Below are 24,215 nucleotides of genomic sequence, written 5' to 3'. Positions count from 1 at the left end.
AACTTTTGAAGTGAAAACAACCTTTCTCATATTATACTCATTCCTATTGTTAAGTACTTGTCAGCAACAGCAAGTTCAGTATGACAATAGTGTAGCCACCACTACAGTTACTGAAACTGTCGGGAACGAAAATTCATCAAAAAATGAGATTTTTATAGGAAAAGAATTTTATGCCGGTGATGAGCTTTCGGATTATGAATGTATAAAAAATAGTAATCATTTTAAATCTGATAGTCTTTGTTATAGTGTTTACAAACCATTGAACTATCATTATTTTGTTTTTAGTTTAGAAAAGTTTCTTTCAAATGAAGATGTAGAAAAATTCCGTATATTAGATACACTGCATCTTAAAAACATTGCTCATATTAATTTCATCCATAATGAGTTGGGAGCGTCTTTATTTTTAGATGATAAAAAAATAAAAGAATGGAATCTTAATAAGACTCCCAATATTACCACTCCTAAGGACATCGTCATAACAGAAGGGGGGATCATTCAAAATGATAGTGGGGAGATCATTCAATTTAAAAATATTACTAAGGTCATCAATCGCATACAAAAATCTAAGCTCTTTACGCTAAAAAAAATGTATCAACACGACCTCAATCAAGATGGTTATAAAGATATCTTTCTTGTTTTTAAAAATAACAACGATTTAAAGTCTGATGACCATAAGACTTTGGTTGCCCCTGTTATCTTGTTAATTCATCAAGGAGGTGATAAGTACAAATTCTTTCACAATGAAAAAATCTATCCAAGTATGGAAGGTTTTTTCTTCAAAAGAATTGCTTTTAAAGACAATTTTTTCACTATTGAATTAGATACTGAAGTACCTGATGAATATACCGCTGAAAAGTATATCACTTTTAAATATAGTAAAAATAAGATTGTTCTACACCGATTTGGAGATATCACCTATTGGTGGGATGAGAGAAAGCCTTTCAATGCTCAACTAACGCAAAAAGACTTTGGAGAAATCCTTTTTGAAGATTATGATCCTGAAAAAATAAACGAAATAATATATGAATCAAGAAAGATTTAAAAAATGAAAGCAACCTTTCTCATATTATACTCATTTCTGTTGTTTTCATTTTTTCCTGCAATTCCTTTGGAAATATAGCATGCTTAAGGAGTTCTTCTGCAAGAGCTAATTTTTTAGGGAACATCACAGCCTCTACTAACTATTGGAGACTTATTACCGACCACTGCCCTCTATTTGGAATCCTACTTCGGTGATGCCTTGTAGGTTCTCCACGCCTTTTTCCTTTCCTAAACTGCGGTCGGCCTGTTCTATGGAAAATGTATAGGTTCCCTTGGTGGGGAAGATAACCCCCTCCTTATACCATAACTTACTGTTCTTGATAGTAGCCCCTTCTCCCAACCATTTACCCTCAGCAGTAGCCATCTCATACTCCAAAGTATCCACTATGATCTGGTTATTAGGGAACTCCATTTTGGTAATAAGAAAGATATTACTATAAGGATAATCATTATTATTTCTTAGCATAATGAAGAGGTTGTGCTTCTGTACTGTATCAGTAGCCTCATAGCGAAAGGCAATAGGTTTGTGAGCTTTCCACCCTTTAGGGAGGGTTTCGTATTCGCTATATTGTATGTTCTCTCCACAACTTACCAAAAGGAGAATTGTTATTAGGAAAAGAAAAGACTTATTCATCGGATTTTGGAGTAGTTTTACTGGGTTTTTTGAAAGGTTTCCTGCTGTTTTTTTTAAGATTTTGTCCTTGAGAGGATGCCTTCTCTTGTCTTTGTTGGGCACTTATATGCTTTTGAGGAGGATTGTAAAAGGGTTTTTTATTAATAGGATATGGCTTTCCTTCTTCAGGTATTTCTTTTATAGAAGGTAGTACTTTTTCCTTATTAGGAATGGTCTCTGTAACCGTATTTTCTATATCAGTAGGAGTGTTTTTGATACTTTGTCTTTTCTTGGATTTATACTTTCTGGGTTTTTCATCAAAACGGGTGAGGCTTCCTTCTTGAGAATTATCAAGAGGAGTTGTTTTAGCAGGGCTATCTTCCTCCTGCATATACTCTTCAAGGCTTGCCACAGGTTGTTTTTGTTTGTTTAATTCCAGAATTTCTTTTACTTGATCTACAGTGAGTTTATGCCAATTAATGAAATCACCCTCATAGGTGAACCACATTAAGCGCTTGAAGATATCTACCTTCTGACAAGAGGCAATCCCTTTATCAGTCAAGAGTTTAGTATCGGTACGAGGGAAATCCTTAAGCGCTTCTAAATAACAGTCTAGCTCAAAATTGAGATCACATTTGAGTTTGCCACATTGTCCCGCCAATTTCTGGGGGTTGAGTGAGAGCTGCTGGTAGCGCGCTGCGGCAGTCGTTACGCTACGGAACTCGGTGAGCCAAGTGGAACAACTGATTTCTCTCCCACTGGAGCCAATTCCACCGAGACGTGCTGCTTCTTGGCGGTAACCTATTTGTCGCATTTCTATACGAGTGGAGAATTCTTTAGCCATATCTTTGATAAGCTGACGAAAATCTACACGACCTTCAGCAGTATAATAGAAAGTCGCTTTTGAACCATCTCCTTGATATTCCACATCAGAAATTTTCATCTCTAGACCTAAGGCGATAGCGAGCTCTCGGGAGCGTTTCTGTAAAAACTCCTCTTTGGCACGATGTTCTTTCCAAACTTCTATATCACGTTCTGTTGCTTTACGGTATATTTTTGGTAGAGTAGGTGATTGTGCATCTGCTTTTTTCTTTTTCATCTGAATGCGCACTAACTCTCCAGTGAGGGAAACGGTACCTATGTCATGGCCTGAAATGGTTTCGGTAGCCACCATATCCCCTATTTGTAAGGGGAGCTTATGTACATTTCGGAAAAACTCCTTGCGGCTGTTCTTAAAGCGTACTTCTACGCAGTCAAAAGCCTCTTGCCCAGCAGGCAGCGGGATATCGGAAAGCCAGTCATAAACGGAGAGTTTGACACTTCCGTAGTTATACGCTATTTTATTATGTGAAGGTTCGTTGTTGTAAATCATTGATTGAAAATAATACTTTTCTAAGAGGGCAAAAATACGCAAAAAAGTCAAGAATAAAAAGTTAAATATACAGTTTCTGAAAGTTCTTGTACTTTCTCTGTCAAGGAGAGTATTTTCCCAAAGAAAGATCCGTTTGCAGAAAAAACTTATAAGAGAACAACTCATAAAAAACAGAATGAACGGTAAGGGTATATTCCCCTACTGATAATTTCTCCATGATAAAACTCCCGTCTCCTTGAGAGAACACTGCTCTAACCATCTTCCCCTCTTTGTCTGTTAAGGTACCAGTGACTTTAAACTGACCCCAGCAACAAAGAGGAATAAGTAGGCATAAAAAGAAGAAAGATTTCATAAAAATATCACAATAAGAGAATCAATTATCCATGATGAAAAAGCTCAGTACAAAGTTAGTATTTTTTTGTTTTACGACAGGAATTTAACATTCTTTTTTGTTATTTTATATTAGATATAAACAAATATAGTAGTGATAATATTTTTTAGCTATATTAGGTGAAATTTTTCAAGAAAAGCCGTATATTTGCACGCATTTTAACAAGATAATTGAAGAGAAAATGGGAAGAGCATTTGAATTTAGAAAAGCCCGCAAATTCAAGCGTTGGGCTGCAATGGCGAAAACATTTACACGGTTAGGGAAAGATATTGTAATGGCTGTAAAAGAGGGAGGTCCTCATCCTGAAACTAATGCTCGCTTGCGTGCCGTTATGCAAAATGCGAAAGCAGCCAATATGCCTAAGGAAAATGTAGAACGTGCCATTAAGCGTGCTACTGAAAAGGATACAGCTAATTATAAAGAGATTCTTTTTGAGGGGTATGCTCCTCATGGAATTGCTGTTTTAATAGAAACAGCTACTGATAATAACAACCGTACTGTGGCGAATATTCGTAGCTATTTTAATAAATATAATGGCACTTTAGGTACTTCAGGTTCTGTGGAATTTATGTTTGACCATACTTGTAATTTTCGTATTAATGGAGAAGGGATAGATCCTGAGGAGTTGGAGTTGGAGATGATAGATTTTGGTGCAGAAGAGGTATTTGTAGATGAGGACGGTATTTTAATTTATGCTCCTTTTGAGAGCTTTGGAGCTATCCAGAAGGAATTAGAAAGTCGCAATATAGAGATTCTTTCTTCTGGTTTTGAGCGTATTCCACAGGTAACTAAGGAGCTTACTCCTGAAGAGCAAGCCGATGTGGAAAAACTCCTTGAAAAAATAGAAGAGGATGATGACGTTCAGAATGTGTATCATACCATGAAAGAGAGCGAGGAATAAAGGTGTAAGTTCTGATAAAAAATATTTTTCTTAGAAATAATAAAATTAGTAATATAATGAATATGAAAAAGTATTTAGCAGAAATGTTTGGCACGATGGTACTTGTTTTAATGGGTTGTGGTGTTGCTGTAAGTTTAGGATGTACCAATGATATTCCTTCAACAGTGATTGGCACAGCACTGGCTTTTGGTTTGTCAGTTGTAGCCATGGCTTATACCATTGGCGGTATTTCAGGTTGTCATATCAATCCAGCCATTACGTTAGGTGTATTTCTTTCAGGGCGTATGAGTGGCAAAGATGCAGTAGGCTATATGGTCTCACAAGTGATTGGAGCACTGATTGGTTCAACTCTTTTGTATGTTTTGACCTCAAATGCAGGTTTAACAGGTACGGGAGCCAATGACCTACAGGATGCTAATGTAACAATATTAGGTGGTTTATTAGCTGAAATTATTTTTACTTGTGTGTTTGTGCTTATCGTTTTGGGAACAACAGCAAAGGATAATGGTACCACGAACAAATTCGCTGGTTTGGCAATTGGTTTAGGCTTGGTACTCATTCATTTAGCTTGTATTCGTTATACAGGTACCTCAGTGAATCCCGCGCGTAGTATTGCTCCAGCTCTTTATGCGGGAGGTACTGCTTTGCAACATCTTTGGATTTTTATTGTAGGACCATTCATTGGTGCTTGTTGTGCAGCAGGTATTTGGAAAGTGATTGAAATCAAGAATTAAGAAGTGATTGGACTTTATAGGAAAGGCGCTAATTCTTTGTAATTGTTCTCTAAAGATTGGTTATAATAAGAGCCTTGTATGCTAGGAGAATTGGCGACGAAAAAAAACAGAAAATATTTAGGTGGTTAAAGAGAAAAGTTGTATCTTTGCCACTGACTCTGGGGGATTGGCGCAGCTGGCTAGCGCGTTTGCATGGCATGCAAAAGGTCACGGGTTCGAATCCCGTATTCTCCACTTCAATACTACAAATGACCAATGACAAATCCTCTAGGTATTAGTCATTGGTCATTGGTCATTAATCATTATTCGTTATGTTAGGTGCTATTATAGGTGATATAGTTGGCTCCCGTTATGAATTTGCTAATATCCATACGACAGATTTTGAGCTATTTACTCCTTACAACGGCTTTACCGATGATACTATATGTACCATTGCGGTAGCCGATGCGCTTCTTCAAGGAAAACCTTTTAAGGACAGCCTGCTCTATTGGTGTAGAAAATATCCTTCACCTATGGGTGCTTATGGGGTGCGCTTTGGTCGGTGGGTGCATAGTGCTAACCCACAACCGTATAACAGTTTTGGCAATGGTTCCGCTATGCGAGTAGCCCCTTGTGGTTGGTTAAGTTCTTTGGAAGAGGTACTAAAAGCCGCTCGTCTGAGTGCCGAATGTACCCATAACCATCCCGAAGGGATCAAGGGTGCCCAGTGTGTAGCGCATGTCATAGCCTTAGCACTTAGGGGCCGTGGAAAGGGTAAAATCAAGCAAACCGTTACACAAACCTATGGTTACGACCTCTCTGCCAGTTGTGATGTCCTACGCAAAAACTATTCCTTCAATGAAACCTGTCAAGGAACTGTTCCACAGGCTATCACCTGTTTTTTAGAAAGTCATGACTTTGAGAGCGCCTTACGCTTGGCTGTCTCCATAGGAGGCGACAGTGATACTCTTGCAGCTATTACAGGTAGTATCGCCGAAGCCTATTATGGCATTCCTACAGCCATAGAAACCCAAGCCATGAGCTACTTAACGGAAGAGTTTAATAAAGTGGTGAGGGAGTTTAGAGAGAAGATAATAGGTAAAGGATAACAAGTAAAAGGTAATTATGCGGATCAGTAATTAAAATACTATTTACTAATTTATAGGATACAAATTGTTGGTCATTAATTGATTATACTATACAAATATTTTTTACTATTGATTGGTGTTAAAGTAAAAGATAACAGGGATAATACGCTCATAGAGTTTGCGCTATTCTTCAAAAACATCTTTTTAGAGGGCTAAAAACGGTTCTTTTCAAGTGTTTTTTTGGAAAAATATTTCTACAATAATATCTCATAATTGTTCTTGAATGTTTTTTCTTGTGTAGGGTTCATATTCTGTAACTCAAGTATGTTGCAAAGATAATTAATTATTTTTTATTCTCCTTCCTGACATTTCCTCCTCTTCTCTCTGTCATTTTTTTTGTATCTCAAACCTTTAGGAATCAACGCTTATTTCTGGTATCTTTCCAACACTCCTTCTAAAATATGACAAATTGACATATTTTTGTTTTTGGAATATTTCTTGTTAATTGTAGTACAAATCACAATTAAAGGGAAATCTATGAATTTTAATAACTATACTATTAAGTCCCAAGAGGCTATTCAAAGAGCGCAGCAACTCGCTCAAAGTCTTGGGCAGCAAGATATCCAAGTGGAGCATATCTTCAAGGGAATCCAAGAGGTAGATAACAATGTGCTACCTTTCATTCTCAAAAAGTTGCAAGTGAATGTTACAGCTCTTAATCAATCTGTAGAGAAAGTTCTTAACTCCTACCCTAAAGTACAGGGCGGGGAAATGTCCCTTTCACGTACTGCAGGGGAGGTGCTTACGGAGGCAAGTAATATAGCTAAAAAGATGAATGATGAATATGTCTCTATAGAACATTTGCTTTTAGCTATCTTTAAAATTAAGAACCAAGTAGGACAGGCTCTTAAGGAACAGGGTGTAACTGAGAAAGAGTTTGAAAAAGTGATTGCAGAACTTCGTAAGGGAGAGCGTGTAACTTCTGCCTCCGCGGAGGAAACTTACAACTCGCTTAACAAATATGCTAAAAACCTTAACCAACTTGCTCATAGTGGTAAGCTTGATCCCGTTATTGGTCGTGATGAAGAAATCCGTAGAGTACTTCAGATTCTTTCTCGCCGTACTAAGAATAATCCTATGCTCGTAGGAGAACCTGGGGTAGGAAAAACGGCTATCGCAGAAGGTTTGGCACATCGTATTGTTAACGGAGATGTACCTGAAAACCTTAAGGATAAGACTATCTACTCCTTGGATATGGGCGCCCTTATTGCAGGGGCAAAGTATAAAGGAGAATTTGAGGAACGACTTAAATCGGTAGTGAAAGAGGTTACCTCTTCCGATGGAAACATCATTCTTTTTATTGATGAAATACATACTCTTGTAGGAGCGGGTGGAGGAGAAGGAGCTATGGATGCTGCCAATATTCTAAAACCTGCTTTGGCACGTGGTGAACTTCGTGCAATCGGAGCTACTACTTTGGATGAATACCAAAAGTATTTTGAAAAAGATAAAGCTCTTGAGCGTCGTTTCCAAAAAGTGATGGTGGAAGAACCAGATACCGAGAGTGCTATTTCTATTCTCCGAGGAATTAAAGAAAAATATGAAGCACATCATAAGGTACGTATTAAGGATGATGCTATTATTGCCGCTGTGGAACTCTCTGAGCGATACATCCCTAACCGTTACTTACCTGATAAGGCTATTGACCTGATGGATGAAGCGGCTGCTAAGCTCCGTATGGAAATTAATTCCAAACCAGAGGAGTTGGATGTACTTGACCGTAAGATAATGCAATTAGAGATTGAAATAGAGGCGATTAAGCGAGAAAATGATGAGGAAAAGCTTCGATTGCTTAATGCAGAACTTGCTAACCTTAAAGAAGAACGTAATGCTTTATTTTCTAAATGGCAAGGAGAAAAAACTTTGGTAGATGAAATACAGGCTGCTAAGAATAATATAGAAAACTATAAGTTAGAAGCCGAGCGTGCTGAACGTGAGGGAAACTATGGAAAAGTAGCAGAGCTTCGTTATGGGAAAATTAAGCAAGAAGAGGCAAAACTTGAAGACCTTCAGAAGGAAGTAGAAGGACATGAAATGTCCATGATTAAGGAAGAGGTAACACGTGAGGATATAGCTGAGGTGATTGCCAAATGGACAGGAATACCTGTAACTAAGATGATGCAAGGTGAGAGAGAAAAACTTCTTCATTTGGAGGAAGAGTTGCATAAAAGGGTTGTAGGACAAGAGGAAGCTATTGCAGCTGTTTCCGATGCGATTCGCCGCAGTCGTGCAGGCTTACAGGATCCTAAAAAACCAATTGGTTCCTTCCTTTTCTTGGGAACCACTGGAGTCGGAAAAACAGAGCTTGCCAAGGCACTTGCTGAATATCTCTTTGACGATGAGAATGCAATGACACGTATTGATATGAGTGAATATCAAGAAAAGCATGCTGTGAGTCGTTTGGTAGGAGCACCTCCTGGATATGTAGGCTATGATGAGGGAGGACAACTTACCGAGGCTGTACGTCGCCGTCCTTACTCCGTAGTTTTACTTGATGAGATAGAAAAAGCACACCCTGATACTTTTAATATCCTTTTGCAGGTGTTGGACGAAGGAAGGCTTACTGATAATAAAGGTCGTACGGCTGATTTTAAGAATACTATTATCATTATGACCTCCAATATGGGTAGTCATCTTATTCAAGAAAGTTTTGAGAACAATAAGGATATAGAGCAAGCTACCGAAAAGGCAAAAGATGAAGTATTACAGCTTCTTAAGCAGACAGTACGTCCTGAGTTCATTAACCGTATAGATGATATAGTAATGTTCACTCCTCTTACTGAGGCAAATATTAAGCAAATTGTTCGCTTACAACTCAATGCTATCATTAAGTTGGTAGCTCGTGAGAATATCCTTTTAGAAGCTACAGATGAAGCGATAGATTATTTAGCAAAGAAAGGATATGATCCACAGTTTGGAGCTCGTCCTGTAAAGCGTGTCCTACAGAAGGAAGTCATGAATGCTCTTTCTAAGGAAATTCTTAAGGGAAGTATCAAAGCCGGAAGCATAGTACTTATAGACTCCTTTGATAATGGGCTTGTGTTCAGAAATAAGGATTAAATAAATATTTATAAGTCTTAGAGAAAGAGATGTCCTTTAGCTTAGGGCATCTCTTTTTTTCAAAATGAAAAAACACTTACAAAAATGTAAGTGTTTTTATTTGAGGTGGTCCAGCTTGGGCTCGAACCAAGGACCCCCTGATTATGAGTCAGGTGCTCTAACCAGCTGAGCTACAAGACCTCTCTTTTTTCAGGGTGCAAAATTACAACCTTTTTCTCATATATCAAAATTTTACACTTTACTTTTTTAAATGAAGTATATAGAATGCTGATTTTAATAAGGTTATCTGTTAAAAAATCTTCTAAGCAAAAAACCTCCTATCAAGGCGAGTAGGCTCCTTTGCTTGTTTATGATAGACTCTTTTAGTTGTGCTATAGAATCTGAAAACAACTTACTGATAGAAAGATTACGTAAGAGTGATTGATAGTCACTTTTTAGGCATACAAGATCTATGTCCTTTTTTAGTTTAAGGGCACGCAGATCTTTCTCTATTTCATTAAAAGAGGTATATTTCCTTTCCATGTTGGTTATTCTTTAAAATATATTTCAGATAATTTTCCTAATATAGGTTTGTGGATAAGAAACCTACGGAACCTATAGATAATAAGTAAGCCTATAAGGAATATAACTCCCATGATTAAAAATCCTAAAGCATCACTACCGAGCCATTGTCCTATGGCAAAAGCAGAGGCACATGCTAGGAAAAAAGCAATAACCAAGGCAAAAAGCCCTACTACAAATAGGCTCACCAATCCTGCAGCTGACTTGGCTATAATACGGAAAATATATAGCTTATAATATTCCGTATAGGAATCAATGGTGGACTCTACTTCGTTAGGTAAGTTTTTTGCTGTTTCCTTTAGTTCACTCAGTGCCATAATAATTACTTAGTTTGGGTTATTTTTGTAATTTAGCATTTGCTTTCTTGAGATCCTCTAACTTTCTCTCTAGAGCGTTAATAATCTCTTCTGTCTTATAACTAGACTTGGATAGCAGTCTTTCTACATTTTCTTCTAAAGTGCCCTTGAGTTTTAATTTCTTTTCTTTTAAATTCTCATTCAAATGAGTGAGTCTATCTCTTAGACCATCAGAAACATCTTCTAATGATTTTCTAATGCGTTTGCGTGTTTTCTTTCCTTCATCAGGAGCGAAGAGAATACCTACACTTAGTCCGATAGCAGCACCTACAACTAAGCCTGCTAATGTATTTCCTATTTTAGACATGATTAAATAGTTTTTAATGTTGGGCAAAGATACACTTTTATTTCTAAAAATAATCATTTTAGGATGTTATTTTTTGTAAAAAGAATGACTTTATTCTTGTAAAAAGAAAAAGGATATTAAGAAGTTAAAAGTCAGATTTTTATGATTTGTAAAAGAAAAAACTTATGAACATTAACACAAAGAGTATAATTAGTTTAGGAAAAAAATAGTAATTTTGCCCAGTTCAATGATGAGATACTGAATATGTTTAGTGATAAAAGATGTTAATCAGTATTCTTAATTTAGAAATTAAAAAACGCATATGTCTTGGTTTAAGCGAAAAACAAAAGGAATACAGACAGCCACTGAGGAGAAAAAGGATATTCCACAGGGCTTATGGTATAAATCTCCTACGGGTAAGATTATTGAGACAGAAGAACTTGCTCAGAATTTCTATATTAGCCCAGAAGATGGTTATCATGTACGTATAGGGAGTAAGGAATATTTTGAAATTCTCTTTGATGGGAAATTCAGTGAATTGGATAAAACTATGAAATCCAAAGATCCTTTGGATTTTGAGGATACAAAGAAATACAAAGATCGCCTCAAGGAAGCCCAGAAGAAGACAAACTTATATGATGCTGTTCGTTGTGCTGTAGGAGAATCTAAAGGAAGGGAACTTGTGATTGCCTGCATGGACTTTGAATTTATTGGTGGGTCTATGGGAAGTGTTGTAGGAGAGAAGATTGCTCGCGGAATTGATTATGCTATTAATAATCGCTTGCCTTTTATGATGATATCCAAGTCTGGAGGAGCTCGTATGATGGAGGCAGCTTTTTCTCTTATGCAGATGGCGAAAACATCTGCTAAGCTTGCACAGTTGGATGATGCAGGATTACCTTATATTTCTCTTTGTACTGACCCTACTACAGGAGGAGTAACTGCCTCCTTTGCTATGTTGGGAGATATTAATATAGCTGAACCGGGTGCATTAATTGGTTTTGCAGGACCTCGCGTAGTTAAAGATACTACAGGGAAAGATCTCCCTGAAGGATTCCAAACAGCAGAGTTTGTACAAGAACATGGCTTTTTGGATTTTATTGTGAACCGTAAGGAACTTAAGGATAAGGTAAATCTGTATATTGACCTTATCATGAACTTGCCCGTAAGAGCATAGTTTTAGTGAAAGTCAGAAACCTAATTATAATAAATGCGTGATTCTATAGTCAGAAATCACGCATTTTGCTATCTATAAAAATAGTAACAGGACCATCGTTACAGAGTTCCACCTGCATATTGGCGCCAAAAACTCCTGTAGCAACCGTTGTTTGTGCTATTTTATTAAGAGTTTTAATAAATTGTTCATATAAGGGGATTGCTATCTCTGGTTTTGCTGCCCGAATGTAGGAAGGGCGATTTCCTTTTTTAGTATTTGCATGTAGGGTGAATTGGCTAACTACCAATAAGGAAGCATCTGCCTCTTGCAAAGAGAGATTCATTACTCCATTGCTATCATTAAACAGGCGAATCTGTGCAATTTTCTTACATAAATAATCAATATCATCTTGGTTATCGGCTTCTTCTATTCCTAAAAAGATAAGTAGACCTTGTAAAATTTCTGAATGGATAGTTCCTTTGATGGAAACACTAGCTTTCTTTACACGCTGTATAAGTATACGCATATTATTTTTTAGCAAAGATACAAAAAAATAACCCTTTGTTATAGAAAGCAAAGGGAATTTTCTAAGATTAATTTATGATAGATTGAAGGGATTTTCCTCAAACAAGTCTGCTACAGACCAATAACGGTCTCCTGAGTCATAATTAATGGTGAGAATAGTTTCATTCTCTTTGATTTCAGGAAGTTTTTTAGCAATAGCAGCAAGAGAAGTTCCTGTGGAAATACCCGCTAAGATACCCTCAGTTTTCACTAAGCGACGAGTATAATCATAAGCTTCATCTTTATCAATAGTGATAATACCATCATAAATAGAAGTATTAAGTGTTTTAGGGATAAATCCTGTCCCAATACCTTGTAAAGGATGAGGTCCCGGTTTACCCCCACTAAGCACAGCAGAAGTAGCAGGCTCTATTCCTAATACTTTTGTTCTTGGAAACTTCTGTTTTAGAATTTCTCCGATGCCAGAGAGATGCCCTCCCGTTCCAATGCCAGAGATGAAATAATCCACTCCTTGTGGAAAGTCATCTACAATCTCTTGGGCGGTAGTAAGGCGATGGATTTCAGGATTAGCAGGGTTTTCAAACTGCTGTGGAATCCAAGAATTGGCAATAGAAGCAGCAAGTTCTTTGGCTTTCTCTACGGCTCCTCCCGTTCCCTTTTCTTTAGGAGTGAGTACGAAAGAAGCTCCATAAGCAGAAACAAGTTTGCGACGCTCTACACTCATGGATTCTGGCATAACAAGAACTAACTTATATCCCTTTACTGCAGCTACCAAAGCCAATCCTACACCAGTATTTCCAGAGGTAGGCTCAATAATAAGGGTATCTTTATTAATAAGCCCTTCTTTTTCCGCCTTTTCAATCATTGCAAGGGCAATGCGATCCTTGATACTTCCACCAGGGTTGCTTTTTTCAAGTTTAATCCAAACCTGATGTGTAGGGAAAAGCCTAGATAGACGAATTACGGGAGTGTTTCCTATAGCTCCCAAAATGTTACTGTACTTCATAAAATGTAAATATAATATTTAATAAAAATTGTTTCTATATATGAAAAAAGATAGGCTCAGTAGTAGGAGTCCTTTGCTTGGTAATCATCTCATTTTTATGGTATATAACTGTATATGGTTCAATACTCTCAGTAAGCCAGACATTTCCTCCAATGATACTATCATGACCAATATTTGTGTTTCCTCCCAGAATAGTAGCCCCTGAGTAAATAATAACATTATCACCTATTTTTGGGTGTCGTATGGTATTCATTTTATCTTTGGAAACAGAAAGAGCTCCTAAAGTAACTCCCTGATATATCTTTACATGGTTTCCAATCACGCAAGTTTCTCCAATGACTATGCCTGTGCCATGATCTATACAGAAGTTCTTACCAATTTGTGCAGCAGGATGGATATCTATCCCTGTTCTACTGTGAGCGAATTCCGACCAAATACGTGCCAATAGCTTCAAATCTCGTAACCATAATTGATGGGCAAACCTATGAATAACAATAGCATAGAAACCAGGATAAGCGATATATACTTCCTCTAAGTTCTGTGCAGCAGGATCATTCTCTAAGATGGTTTGTGCATCGGATAATAGTGTAAGATATATCTCCTCCATATTGTTAAAAAGGAATAGAGTTTCTCTTTGAACTGTTTGATCAGATTTACAATAATCATAGATGATTTGAGAAAACTCTAATTGCTTTATCTTCAACTGTTGCTCTATCTCATAATGACATTCACAGGGGACCATATCCAGGTTAAAAAGTAAGTGGTATAGGCTATCTATAAAATCCTCTGCTTTCCTCTTAGGAAGTATATTTTTGATATCCCTTCGCTGTTCTATTATGAGATTGATAAGTGAGTTATCCATGATTATTATATATTCTATTTTAGAATTTTTTACAATGGAGATATTGTAAATATTTTTTGCAAAAATACATATTATTTTGGAAACAAAAAATTTAAAAAACGTGTTTTTTAGAAAAATATTTTAAAACAAATAAAGTCTAATCAGTATATTGTACAATATACTGATTTTCATGGATATATATTCATGTTTTGATTTAGTTAAAATAAATTTATTTATTGAGAAAAAGCAATATCTTTGTCAGAAAAAATAGAATACAGATGATACAAGATATAATTACATATACTTTGGTGGCATTTGCTGTTGTTTTCTTAGTGAAAAAATTCTTTTTTACTAAAAAGAAAAGATGTGGAGGAGGTCCTGATTGTAAATGTGGAGGATAAGTTTCATAATATTAGGAATGTAGTAAAGAAAATAATTTGTACCTTTGCACCCACTTAAAGAAATAAATAAATGACAAAGCTTAGTGTAAATATTAATAAAATAGCTACATTGCGTAACTCACGAGGAGGTAATGTACCTAATTTATTGCAAGTAGCTACTGATCTTCAAGAATTTGGAGTAGAAGGAATTACGATTCACCCACGCCCAGATGAACGTCATATCCGTTATCAAGATGCTTTGGATTTGAAGCAAATAGTACATACTGAATATAACATAGAAGGAAATCCTATTCCAAAGTTTATGGATTTGGTTCTACAGATAAAACCTACGCAAGTTACCCTTGTTCCAGATGCTGAGGATGCTATTACTTCCAATGCAGGTTGGGACACTCTTATTCATCAGGCTTATCTTACTGAGATAGTAGCTGAATTCAAGCGTAATGGCATTCGTACTTCTCTATTTGTGGATCCCATTCCTAAAATGATAGAAGCCGCTGCTAAAACAGGTACTGATAGAGTGGAACTCTATACAGAGGCTTATGCTAAAGGGTATGCCTTTGGTAATAAAGAAGCCATAACACCTTATATACTTGCGGGGAAGGTAGCCGATAGTATAGGATTAGGGCTTAATGCGGGACATGACCTTAATTTAGATAACTTACACTATTTCAAAGAAAATATTCCTTCTCTTTTAGAAGTTTCTATAGGACATGCTCTTATAAGTGAAGCTCTGTATTTAGGTTTACAAAATGTAGTAAGTATGTATTTATATCGTCTTAAATAATAATATTATGGAACTTGTTAATTCACAAATAGTAGGAGAGGGAAAACCTTTAGTTATATTACATGGCTTTTTAGGTATGGCAGACAATTGGCGAACCCTATCACTTCGTTTTGCAGAGGTGGGCTATCAAGTACACGTGATAGATGCCCGTAACCATGGACATAGTTTTCATTCTTCTGAATTCTCGTATGCTTTGATGGTAGAGGATCTTATTCGTTATATGGATTTCTATCATATTGATTCGGCTCCTATTATAGGGCATTCTATGGGAGGAAAAACAACTATGCTTCTGGCAGTAACCTATCCTAAGCGTGCTGAACGCATTGTGGTGGTGGATATGGCTCCTAAATATTATCCTGTACATCATAAGGTAATATTGGATGCACTTTCAACTTTAGATTTTTCTCAAATTAAAACTCGTGAAGAAGCCGATAAACAATTAGGAAAATTCATCATAGAACCTTCTGTGCGTCAGTTCTTGCTTAAGAATGTGTATAGAAAGACTTCTGAAGAATTAGGTTTGCGTATTAATTTGCCGGTTCTTAGAGAACGTGTCGCTGAGATTGGTACAGCACTTCCTGTAGGAACTGTTTATAATGGGGAAACACTTTTTGTGGTGGGAGGAAAATCCTCTTATGTATTGCCAGAGGATATGACTCTTATCAAACAACATTTTCCAAAGGCTGAACGAGTAGTTATACAGGATGCAGGGCACTGGATACAGGTAGAAAAACCTAAGGAATTTTTTGAGACAACCTATCAATTTTTACAAAAATAATTTATTAAAATGAAGTATATACTTAATATTATTATTACCAGTATACTTATTTTGGGTCTAAGTAGGGTATTGCCTCATATTTATGTGAGAGATTTCTCAGATGCTTTACTTTTTGCCTTAGTGGTAAGTATTTTAAATGTATTTCTAAAGCCTATTTTGGTAGTGCTTTCTTTTCCTATTACAGTTGTTACCTTCGGATTATTTCTAATCATTATCAATACAATTATCATTATCTTAGCTGATAAGCTTATTGAAGGGATAGAAATAGTAGGTTTTTGGTATGCTGTTCTCTTTAGTCTTTGCCTTTCAGCTGTTCAGTCACTGTTGCAAGGCAGGTCTAATTAATTAAAAAGATACAATGCGAAAATATATTTTTCTTTTTTTTATAGGAATATCTTTCTTCTCTAAAGTGAGTGCACAATATAATGAGATAGGTGTATTCTTTGGAGGAGTGAATCCTATCTCCGATATAGGAGCTACTTATTATGTGTTTCCTACCAAGCCAGCTGTGGGATTTTTATATAAGCGTAACTTATATAAACAACTTTCTGCACGGGCTGATATTAAATGGTTTGACCTTTGGGATAGTGATGCTAGAGCAACAACAGAAGCACGCAAAAATAGAGACTTTTCTTTTAAAAATAGAATGGTGGAAATGGGAGTGGGAGTAGAATATGATTTCTTACATTTTGATACTCATGAGCCCTTTAAGCTACTTTTCACTCCTTATATACATACAGGATTTTATTATTTTAAGATGGATAGGCTATATTTTGATAATCTTGCTCTTACAGGACAGGAAGCTAAGCATCAAAAATATCCTGAAAGAGATGAATCATGGGCGATTCCTTTTACTTTAGGGGTTAAAACACGCTTGTGGGGATCACGCTTTCTGGTAGGAGCAGAAGTGAGTTTACGTTATACTTTTACTAATAATCTAGATGGTAGCTATTCCTCCAAAGGAGTGAAGTTTGGAAACCTTAATACCCCTGATTGGTATATGGTCTCAGGTTTTTATCTTACTTATACTTTTGGGGCAAAAAAATGCAACTGTTTTGAATTTGCTAAATAGAACACTTTTGTTTTTTTTGAAATAATTATAGATTGTTATATAGGATATCCCTATTACTATATTGTAATAAGGGATATTTTTATAAAAAAACTTAAAAAAGTAATCTTCTTTTTTATGATTGCTAAAAAAATAAAAATAAGATGTTATTTGTTAAAAAATATCTCCTTAAATTAAAGAAAAAATCATATCTTTGCCACTTGATAGCAATTGGCAAATAGATATAGATGAATATAGATAAGGAAAGGTTACCCAAACATTTAGCAATCATAATGGACGGAAATGGACGTTGGGCAAAACAACAAGGCAAGAAACGTATTTTCGGGCATGAAAAAGGAGCGAGGACTGTACGTAAAATTATAGAGGAAGTCTCTCAGATTGGAATTCCTTATCTTACACTATATACTTTTTCCTCTGAAAATTGGAAGCGACCTAAGTTAGAGGTAGATGCACTGATGCATTTGCTGTCAAGATATTTAAAAAAAGAGATGGCTGTTATGCAGAAGAATAATGTCCGACTTAATGCCATAGGAGATCTGCAGAGCCTACCTAAAAGTATTCAGAGAGAACTTCAAAAGGCTATGGAGCTTACTCAAAATAATACAAAAACAACTGTGAGTCTTGCTTTAGGATATGGAGGACAACAAGAAATCTTGCAGATGGTTCAGCGAGTAGCTCAGAAGGTGGAAAAAGGAGAACTCTCTCCTTGTGATATTACTCCTAATATTGTGGAGGAATCACTTTATACTAAGGGAATTCCTCCAGTGGATTTGCTTATTCGTACCAGTGGAGAGTATCGTATCAGTAATTTTCTTCTTTGGCAGATAGCTTATGCAGAATTATATTTTACTAATGTTCTTTGGCCTGATTTTACTCCTGAAGAACTACATAAAGCCCTTTTAGATTATCAAAATAGAGAACGCAGATTTGGAAAAACCAGTGAACAACTTACTTAGTATGAGAACATTTGTATACATTTTTGGGATACTTTTTCTCAATATGGCTTATGCACAACAGGATGAAACCAGCAAGGACTTTGCCGTGAAAGATACTCTTATCACTCAAGAGACAGAGCTTACTTCCCTTGAAAAGGGAAGGGAGTTTATCATAGGAGGAATAGAGGTAAAAGGTGCAAAGCACTACAATGCACAAACGATTATTGTCGCCTCTGGACTTAAAGTTGGGGACAAAATTACAATTCCTAGTGAAAAATTTACCCGTATTATTCATAAATTATGGGATTATCAAGTATTTAACGATATTGATATCTATATTACTAAAACAGAAGGTGATAAAGTATTCTTGGAGTTCGCTATTCAAGAAATGCCTGAACTTGTAGAGGTGCAGGTTGTAGGTCTCCGTAAGAGAAAGGGAGAAGAACTTATAAAGAAGTTAGAGCTTACTAAGGAACAGCTTGATAAGGGCAAGAAACTTAATGAGAGCCTTATTGCTAAAACAAAATCCTATATCACTAATAAATATAAGAAGGAGGGTTATCTTAATACAAAGGTGAATATCTCTACCCAAGAGGCTGATTCTTTGGGAACAAAGGAGAAAATGCTTATTCATATAGATAGAGGTAATAAGGTAAAGATTAATCATATTACTTTTGAAGGAAATGAAAAATTTACCGATGTTAAACTTCGTCGCCAATTGAAAAAGACTAAGCAGCGCTTCTTTGGACGGTTTTGGAAACGTTCTAAATATGTACAAGATAAATACAAGGAAGATATCTCTTCCCTGATTGACTTCTACAAAGAAAATGGATATCGTGATGCACGTGTAACTCATGATACTATTTATGATGGAAAAGAAAATATTGATATTAAGATTTCCTTAGAAGAGGGTAAAAAATACTATTTTGGAGATATTAAATTCTTAGGGAATACCGTTTATAGCAATCAAGCGCTCAGTCATATACTAGGGCTCAAGAAGGGAGAAGTATATAATGGAGTACAGCTTCGTAATCGTATCAATGATCCCAAAGATCCAGATGCTAATAGTATCTCTAACCTTTATCAGAATACAGGGTATCTTTTTTCACAAATTAATCCAGTAGAAACCTCAGTGGTAAATGATACTATTAATTTTGAAATTCGTATTCATGAAGGAAAACCTGCCCATTTTAATAATATTTCTATTGCAGGAAATACTATTACCAATGATAGGGTTATTTATAGGGAACTCCGTACCCGACCAGGATATTTGTATTCCAAAGAGGATGTAATCCGTACCGTACGTGAACTTTCTCAATTAGGTATGTTTGATGCTCAAAAAATTAACCCTCAAATAAAGAATCCTGACCCTAATTCAGGAACTGTAGATTTGGAATACGGATTGGATGATACTAGCTCTTCTAGCCAAATTCAACTACAAGGAGGTTATGGAGGAGGAGGTTTTATAGGTACCTTAGGGCTTAATTTTAATAACTTCTCTATACAGAATATATTTGATAAGAAATCTTATCGCCCACTTCCAATGGGAGATGCTCAAAGGCTTTCCTTGAATGTGAGTGCTAGTCGTTCTTATCGAGTCGCAAGTTTTTCTTTTATGGAACCATGGATGGGTGGAGAACGTCCTGTACAGTTCTCCGTATCATTTAATTATTCTGTAAGCTATAACTATAACTACTATACTTATGATGTAGATAAAAGTAAACGATTCTATATTACAGGGGTTACTTTAGGTTTGGCTAAGCGCTTAAGAGTACCTGATGATTATTTCCAATTGGCCCAGTATATTAGCTATAATTATTATGATTTAAGAAATTATAATACTACGCTTTTTACCTTTGGAAATGGACATTCTAATGCCCTTGCCTATACTATATCTTTGAGCAGACGTTCTAGTGGACCTAATCCTATTTTTCCATTGGGGGGAAGTGATTTTACCATCACAGCTAAGCTTACTCCACCTTATTCATTATTCAGTAATGTGGATTATAAGTCCCTTATGGAGCAACGTGCCCAGGCAGCATCTCAAAAGAATACCAATCGTATTTCAGAAATTGATCAAGAGCGTTTCAAATGGCTTGAATATTATAAACTTCGCTTACAAGGGATATGGTACTTAAATCTTGTGGATAAGTTAGTATTGAAGCCAAGCGTGGATTTTGGTTATTTAGGCTATTATAACCGACACCGAGGAACTGTACCATTTGAGCGTTTCTTAGTGGGAGGAGATGGTATGGCTTATAATACTTTGGAAGGACGTGAATACATACAAATGCGAGGTTATCCTAATCAATCCCTTTCTTCACGGGATGGAGATGTGATTTATAACAAATTCTCCTTAGAAATGCGCTATCCTATTACTCTGAAACCCACTGCTTCTATCTATGGATTGGTGTTTGCTGAAGGAGCTAATTCTTTCCAGAGTTTTTCTCAGTATAATCCTTTTGATATCAAGCGATCTGCAGGATTTGGAGTACGTATCTTCATGCCTATGCTCGGATTGTTAGGTTTTGATTTTGGATATGGATATGATGGAATCAATGGGCGAACTACTCCTCACGGATGGGAAACACACTTTATTTTTGGACAACAGTTTTAATATCAGGTAAAAAGTAAAAGGTAATAGGTTTTCCTTTTACTTTTTATCTTTTGCTTTTTACTTTTATGGAAGAAAATACTCCTATAGAACAAAATCTATCTTCTGAAACTCCACAAGGAGATTCCCAAGAGACTATTACTCGTATCAGTGGAATGTATGAGACTTGGTTCTTGGACTACGCCTCTTATGTTATCTTAGAACGAGCTGTTCCCGCTTTGGAGGACGGTTTTAAGCCTGTGCAGCGCCGTATCATGCACTCCATGGACGAGCTAGAGGACGGCCGCTATAATAAGGTTGCCAATATCGTGGGTAATACCATGAAATATCACCCCCATGGAGATGCTTCTATTGGCGATGCTATCATCCAGTTGGGACAAAAACAGCTGCTCATTGACACCCAAGGAAGCTGGGGGAATATCCTCACAGGCGATGATGCTGCGGCTCCCCGATATATAGAGGCACGTCTCTCTAAGTTTGCCCTTGATGTGCTCTTTAGTCCCAAGGTAACCGAGTGGCAAAAGAGCTACGACGGCCGTAACGATGAGCCTGTACACCTGCCGGTAAAGTTTCCCCTACTTCTAGCCCAAGGAGCGGAAGGAATTGCTGTGGGGCTTTCTACCAAAATATTGCCCCATAATTTTAACGAACTCATTGATGCCTCTGTGCTGTACTTAGAAGGCAAGCCCTTTGAGCTATACCCCGATTTTCCTACAGCAGGTATCATGGATGCCGCCACCTATAACGATGGTATGCGAGGAGGCCGTATCAGGGTGCGTGCCCGTATCGCCCAAAGGGACAAAGCTACCTTGGTCATCACCGAGATACCCTTTGGGACAACCACTTCTTCGCTGATTGATTCTATCCTTAAAGCCAATGAAAAAGGAAAGATAAAAATCCTAAAGGTAGATGACAATACAGCCAAGGATGTGGAGATATTGGTACACCTACCCAAAGGAATTTCCCCCGATAAGACCATAGATGCCCTCTATGCCTTTACCGATTGTGAACTCTCTATTTCCCCGCTCTGTTGTGTGATTGAGGATAACAAGCCCCACTTTATAGGGGTGAGCGATATACTGCGCAAGAGCACCGACCGCACCGTGGAGATTCTCAAAAAGGAATTGGAGGTAAAGCTCGATGATCTAGAACAAAAATGGCACAACGCCTCCTTGGAGAAAATATTTATCCGTGAGGAGATGTATATTGACTTTAAGAAATATAATGATAAGGAAAGCCTTTTTGCCTACCTATACGAGCGCTTTGAACCCTTCAAGGAACAACTCTTACGCCCTATCACCGATGAGGATATAGACCGCCTTACCCAAATCCCCATGATTCGTATCACTCGCTATGATACCTACAAGGCCGAGGAAAATCTCCTAAAGATAGAAGCAGATATAGAAGTGGTTAAAAATCACTTGGCCAATTTGATTTCTTTCACCATTGACTATTTCAGGAATCTGCAAAAGAAATATGGCAAAGGCAAGGAGCGCAAAACGCAGATACGTCCTTTCGATACCATTGAGGCTACCAAGGTAGTGGTACGTAACCTTAAACTTTATGTCAATCGCGAAGAGGGATTTGTGGGTACTTCTCTCAAGAAAGACGAATATGTGGCCGATTGTAGCGATATAGATGATATTATTGTCTTTACCGCCGATGGGAAAATGATTATCACCAAGGTAACCGAAAAGAGCTATGTAGGCAAGAATATTGTTCATGTAGGAGTGTTTAAGAAGAATGACACCCGTACGGTGTACAACCTAGTGTATCGCAACGGGAATGACAAAATCTCCTATATCAAACGCTTTACCGTGACGGGAATTATTCGTGATAAGGAATATGATGTGATAGAACCACATAAGGATTCTCAAATCCTATACTTTTCAGCCAATCCCAACGGAGAGGCGGAGGTGATAACCATCATACTCCGTCAGGCAGGTAGCGTAAAGAAACTCAAATGGGATATCAATTTTGCTGATATTCTTATCAAAGGAAGAGCCTCTCGCGGAAATATCGTGACAAAGTACGCCATTAAGCGTATAGAACTCAAGGAAAAAGGTATTTCCACCCTCAAGCCACGCAAGATATGGTACGACCCTATCGTACACCGCCTCAATACCGAGGGCCGTGGCGAGCTACTCGGCTCCTTCAAGGGGGAAGATAGGTTGCTGCTTATTGGCAAGGATGCTGTAGTGAAGACAGTAATTCCTGATCTCTCTCTACACTTTGACCCTAACCTGCTTATCATAGAGAAGTGGAACCCTGAAAAGCCTATTTCGGTGATTCACTATGAGGGAGAGAAAGAACGCTACTTTGTCAAACGCTTCTTAGTGGAAAACCCTAATCGAGAGGAACTCGTCATCTCCGACCACCCTAAATCTCAGCTGCTCTTTGTCTCCACTCAGTGGCGTCCTATGGCTGAGGTCGTATTTACCAAGACCGGTAGGGAACGTGCTGAGAACCAAACGGTCAATATAGAAGAGTTTATCGCTATCAAGGGTATCAAAGCCATCGGTAACCAACTCACCACCGAGCGTATCAAGGAGATTATTCCTTTGGAGCCACTTCCTTACGAAGAACCTCAAGCTGAAGAAGAAGCCAACAAAGAAGAGGAAACCGCAGCACCAGAGGCGACACAACCAGACCTTTTTAGCGGATTAGATCAGTAGTCAGTAGTCAGTAGTCAGAAGTCAGTGGCTATTATATAATTCAACTTATTCAGAGACAAACAAAAGAAATAACTAATGGCAAAGAAAAAACGAACCTGGACAAGTCTTAGAACAGAAATAGCACAATTAGTTGTTCAATTGCAGATTTCTTCAGAGGATTTCCGCCCATTAGGAATAGAAGAATGGAAAGCTGTAGAGACTCAGATTTATAAGACATTCTGTAAGCATCAAAGAGGTAGGTACTATTGGCTTTGGGAGGATTTCTCTCAAGAAGCGGTTGCTTTTGTTCCGCCTCATAATCCTGAAAATTATCTTACTGAACTTATTGATGCACAGGAAGAGATATTCTTTATCTTTGCGGAATCTCAGAATGATAAGTTTTGGTTTTATGAAGGGAGGATAATCCCAGTACTCCCACTTATAGGAGAACTTCGTCATTATGATGAGTTTTATTTTGTTTCTAAGAAATACGAATGGCTTATAGCTATCAATCATCATGATGCCCTTATTGCTACAGGCAGTAAAACAGAGGCCTTGAAAAGTATTATCTCATAGAGAAATAAACCATCCCCAATTAGAAACCTCAATTCATCACCACGCTGGTGATGAATTGTAAAACACTAATAGATAATAATTAATGAGACACTTTGTAATATCCTTTGTAACCCCTCGCTGGTGCGAGTGTTTTGCTTGTACCTATTATAAAAAATAGCGTGTAGCTTTTTAATGACAAAGAAGAATAAACCATATTTGTCAAAAACCTGAATTATGAAAGATCCCATTAGTTTAGATACTGCCTTACAGATTGTAGGCTCCTTAAAAGTAAGGGCTATTAAGGAAATAGATCAAGTAGATGATCCTTATGAAAAAGAGTTACTTAGTCAAAAAATAGATATGTATTCACAGAAAGAAAAAATGCTATATGGGGTTAATGATATGGCACGTCTTTCTGTAATGGATTAAATGGTACATTATTATAGTCCCCTAAT

General features: G+C 37.1%; 25 protein-coding genes and 2 tRNA genes. 17 read left to right on the top strand and 10 right to left on the bottom strand.

Annotation, left to right across the window (positions count from 1 at the left end; all coding sequences use genetic code 11):
• The first annotated feature begins 10 nt into the window (after positions 1–10).
• Positions 11–1,042 carry a hypothetical protein gene (locus HMPREF9071_RS11280; RefSeq protein WP_216698070.1) on the top strand — a complete coding sequence of 344 codons (1,032 nt, stop codon included), beginning with the start codon at positions 11–13 and terminating at the stop codon, positions 1,040–1,042.
• A gap of 153 nt (positions 1,043–1,195) precedes the next feature.
• Here the strand turns inward: HMPREF9071_RS11280 and HMPREF9071_RS11275 are convergent, their stop codons facing one another.
• The 3 genes from HMPREF9071_RS11275 to HMPREF9071_RS11265 all read right to left on the bottom strand — a co-directional run bounded on the left by HMPREF9071_RS11275 (position 1,196) and on the right by HMPREF9071_RS11265 (position 3,378).
• The gene (locus tag HMPREF9071_RS11275) at positions 1,196–1,675 is read right to left on the bottom strand and encodes a gliding motility lipoprotein GldH (RefSeq protein WP_009401372.1); all 480 of its coding nucleotides are present in this window, start codon (positions 1,673–1,675) and stop codon (positions 1,196–1,198) included.
• Positions 1,668–3,026, bottom strand: a complete 1,359-nt coding sequence (locus HMPREF9071_RS11270) for a regulatory iron-sulfur-containing complex subunit RicT (protein WP_009401371.1) — start codon at positions 3,024–3,026, stop codon at positions 1,668–1,670. The genes HMPREF9071_RS11275 and HMPREF9071_RS11270 overlap by 8 nt, the downstream gene beginning before the upstream one ends.
• 100 nt (positions 3,027–3,126) lie before the next feature.
• Entirely contained in the window at positions 3,127–3,378 is a 252-nt protein-coding gene (locus HMPREF9071_RS11265; protein ID WP_009401370.1) for a carboxypeptidase regulatory-like domain-containing protein, read from the bottom strand.
• Positions 3,379–3,598: 220 nt separating this feature from the next.
• On the opposite strand from HMPREF9071_RS11265, the gene HMPREF9071_RS11260 reads away from it, so the two are divergent.
• The 5 genes from HMPREF9071_RS11260 (at position 3,599) to clpB (ending at position 9,239) form a co-directional block, all read left to right on the top strand.
• On the top strand, positions 3,599–4,318 hold the full coding sequence (locus HMPREF9071_RS11260; protein ID WP_009401369.1) for a YebC/PmpR family DNA-binding transcriptional regulator: 720 nt from the start codon (positions 3,599–3,601) through the stop codon (positions 4,316–4,318).
• A 56-nt stretch (positions 4,319–4,374) separates the two neighbouring features.
• Positions 4,375–5,052 (top strand): MIP/aquaporin family protein, encoded by a 678-nt coding sequence (locus tag HMPREF9071_RS11255; protein ID WP_009401368.1) that lies wholly within the window; start codon positions 4,375–4,377, stop codon positions 5,050–5,052.
• Positions 5,053–5,212: 160 nt separating this feature from the next.
• Positions 5,213–5,286 (top strand) — tRNA-Ala (locus HMPREF9071_RS11250).
• Positions 5,287–5,363: 77 nt separating this feature from the next.
• A complete protein-coding gene (locus HMPREF9071_RS11245) occupies positions 5,364–6,140 on the top strand; it encodes an ADP-ribosylglycohydrolase family protein (protein ID WP_009401367.1) in 777 nt (258 codons plus the stop codon).
• A 516-nt stretch (positions 6,141–6,656) separates the two neighbouring features.
• The gene (gene clpB, locus HMPREF9071_RS11240) at positions 6,657–9,239 is read left to right on the top strand and encodes an ATP-dependent chaperone ClpB (protein ID WP_009401366.1); all 2,583 of its coding nucleotides are present in this window, start codon (positions 6,657–6,659) and stop codon (positions 9,237–9,239) included.
• 106 nt (positions 9,240–9,345) lie between these two features.
• On the opposite strand, the gene HMPREF9071_RS11235 is transcribed toward clpB, so the two are convergent.
• The 4 genes from HMPREF9071_RS11235 to HMPREF9071_RS11220 form a co-directional block, all read right to left on the bottom strand.
• Positions 9,346–9,419, bottom strand: a tRNA-Ile gene (locus HMPREF9071_RS11235).
• A gap of 102 nt (positions 9,420–9,521) precedes the next feature.
• On the bottom strand, positions 9,522–9,761 hold the full coding sequence (locus HMPREF9071_RS11230; protein ID WP_009401365.1) for a DUF6327 family protein: 240 nt from the start codon (positions 9,759–9,761) through the stop codon (positions 9,522–9,524).
• A gap of 5 nt (positions 9,762–9,766) precedes the next feature.
• Positions 9,767–10,117, bottom strand: coding sequence for a hypothetical protein (locus HMPREF9071_RS11225; RefSeq protein WP_009401364.1), 351 nt, complete (start codon positions 10,115–10,117; stop codon positions 9,767–9,769).
• Positions 10,118–10,136: 19 nt separating this feature from the next.
• On the bottom strand, positions 10,137–10,463 hold the full coding sequence (locus HMPREF9071_RS11220; protein ID WP_040358728.1) for a YtxH domain-containing protein: 327 nt from the start codon (positions 10,461–10,463) through the stop codon (positions 10,137–10,139).
• Positions 10,464–10,764: 301 nt separating this feature from the next.
• Here HMPREF9071_RS11220 and accD point away from each other — a divergent pair, with 301 nt between their 5' ends.
• Positions 10,765–11,619 (top strand): acetyl-CoA carboxylase, carboxyltransferase subunit beta, encoded by an 855-nt coding sequence (accD, locus tag HMPREF9071_RS11215; protein ID WP_009401362.1) that lies wholly within the window; start codon positions 10,765–10,767, stop codon positions 11,617–11,619.
• Between the two features lie 49 nt (positions 11,620–11,668).
• Here accD and dtd read toward each other — a convergent pair whose 3' ends face one another.
• From dtd to epsC, 3 genes are all read right to left on the bottom strand, one after another.
• On the bottom strand, positions 11,669–12,124 hold the full coding sequence (gene dtd / locus HMPREF9071_RS11210; RefSeq protein WP_009401361.1) for a D-aminoacyl-tRNA deacylase: 456 nt from the start codon (positions 12,122–12,124) through the stop codon (positions 11,669–11,671).
• A gap of 72 nt (positions 12,125–12,196) precedes the next feature.
• Positions 12,197–13,129, bottom strand: a complete 933-nt coding sequence (cysK, locus tag HMPREF9071_RS11205; RefSeq protein WP_009401360.1) for a cysteine synthase A — start codon at positions 13,127–13,129, stop codon at positions 12,197–12,199.
• 34 nt (positions 13,130–13,163) lie between these two features.
• Positions 13,164–13,991 carry a serine O-acetyltransferase EpsC gene (gene epsC / locus HMPREF9071_RS11200; RefSeq protein ID WP_009401359.1) on the bottom strand — a complete coding sequence of 276 codons (828 nt, stop codon included), beginning with the start codon at positions 13,989–13,991 and terminating at the stop codon, positions 13,164–13,166.
• A gap of 257 nt (positions 13,992–14,248) precedes the next feature.
• Here epsC and HMPREF9071_RS12180 point away from each other — a divergent pair, with 257 nt between their 5' ends.
• From HMPREF9071_RS12180 to HMPREF9071_RS11155, 10 genes are all read left to right on the top strand, one after another.
• A complete protein-coding gene (locus tag HMPREF9071_RS12180; protein ID WP_009401358.1) occupies positions 14,249–14,371 on the top strand; it encodes a hypothetical protein in 123 nt (40 codons plus the stop codon).
• A gap of 70 nt (positions 14,372–14,441) precedes the next feature.
• Positions 14,442–15,155: a pyridoxine 5'-phosphate synthase gene (locus tag HMPREF9071_RS11195; RefSeq protein ID WP_009401357.1), complete on the top strand. Its 714-nt coding sequence runs from the start codon at positions 14,442–14,444 to the stop codon at positions 15,153–15,155.
• A gap of 7 nt (positions 15,156–15,162) precedes the next feature.
• Complete coding sequence (locus HMPREF9071_RS11190; protein ID WP_009401356.1) at positions 15,163–15,933, top strand: alpha/beta fold hydrolase; 771 nt, start codon at positions 15,163–15,165, stop codon at positions 15,931–15,933.
• Positions 15,934–15,942: 9 nt separating this feature from the next.
• Positions 15,943–16,278, top strand: coding sequence for a phage holin family protein (locus tag HMPREF9071_RS11185; protein ID WP_009401355.1), 336 nt, complete (start codon positions 15,943–15,945; stop codon positions 16,276–16,278).
• A 13-nt stretch (positions 16,279–16,291) separates the two neighbouring features.
• A complete protein-coding gene (locus HMPREF9071_RS11180) occupies positions 16,292–17,005 on the top strand; it encodes a DUF6089 family protein (protein WP_009401354.1) in 714 nt (237 codons plus the stop codon).
• 224 nt (positions 17,006–17,229) lie between these two features.
• A complete protein-coding gene (locus HMPREF9071_RS11175; protein WP_009401353.1) occupies positions 17,230–17,958 on the top strand; it encodes an isoprenyl transferase in 729 nt (242 codons plus the stop codon).
• 1 nt (position 17,959) lies between these two features.
• Positions 17,960–20,554, top strand: coding sequence for an outer membrane protein assembly factor (locus tag HMPREF9071_RS11170; protein ID WP_009401352.1), 2,595 nt, complete (start codon positions 17,960–17,962; stop codon positions 20,552–20,554).
• A 65-nt stretch (positions 20,555–20,619) separates the two neighbouring features.
• The gene (locus HMPREF9071_RS11165; RefSeq protein ID WP_009401351.1) at positions 20,620–23,226 is read left to right on the top strand and encodes a DNA gyrase/topoisomerase IV subunit A; all 2,607 of its coding nucleotides are present in this window, start codon (positions 20,620–20,622) and stop codon (positions 23,224–23,226) included.
• Between the two features lie 75 nt (positions 23,227–23,301).
• Entirely contained in the window at positions 23,302–23,781 is a 480-nt protein-coding gene (locus HMPREF9071_RS11160) for a DUF6756 family protein (RefSeq protein WP_009401350.1), read from the top strand.
• A 213-nt stretch (positions 23,782–23,994) separates the two neighbouring features.
• Positions 23,995–24,189 carry a hypothetical protein gene (locus HMPREF9071_RS11155; protein ID WP_009401349.1) on the top strand — a complete coding sequence of 65 codons (195 nt, stop codon included), beginning with the start codon at positions 23,995–23,997 and terminating at the stop codon, positions 24,187–24,189.
• Positions 24,190–24,215 lie beyond the last annotated feature (26 nt).

The organism is Capnocytophaga sp. oral taxon 338 str. F0234, from assembly GCF_000192225.1.
GTDB lineage: Bacteria > Bacteroidota > Bacteroidia > Flavobacteriales > Flavobacteriaceae > Capnocytophaga.
Note: the sequence above shows the minus strand (reverse complement) of the source record. Positions and strands in the feature narration are given on the sequence as shown.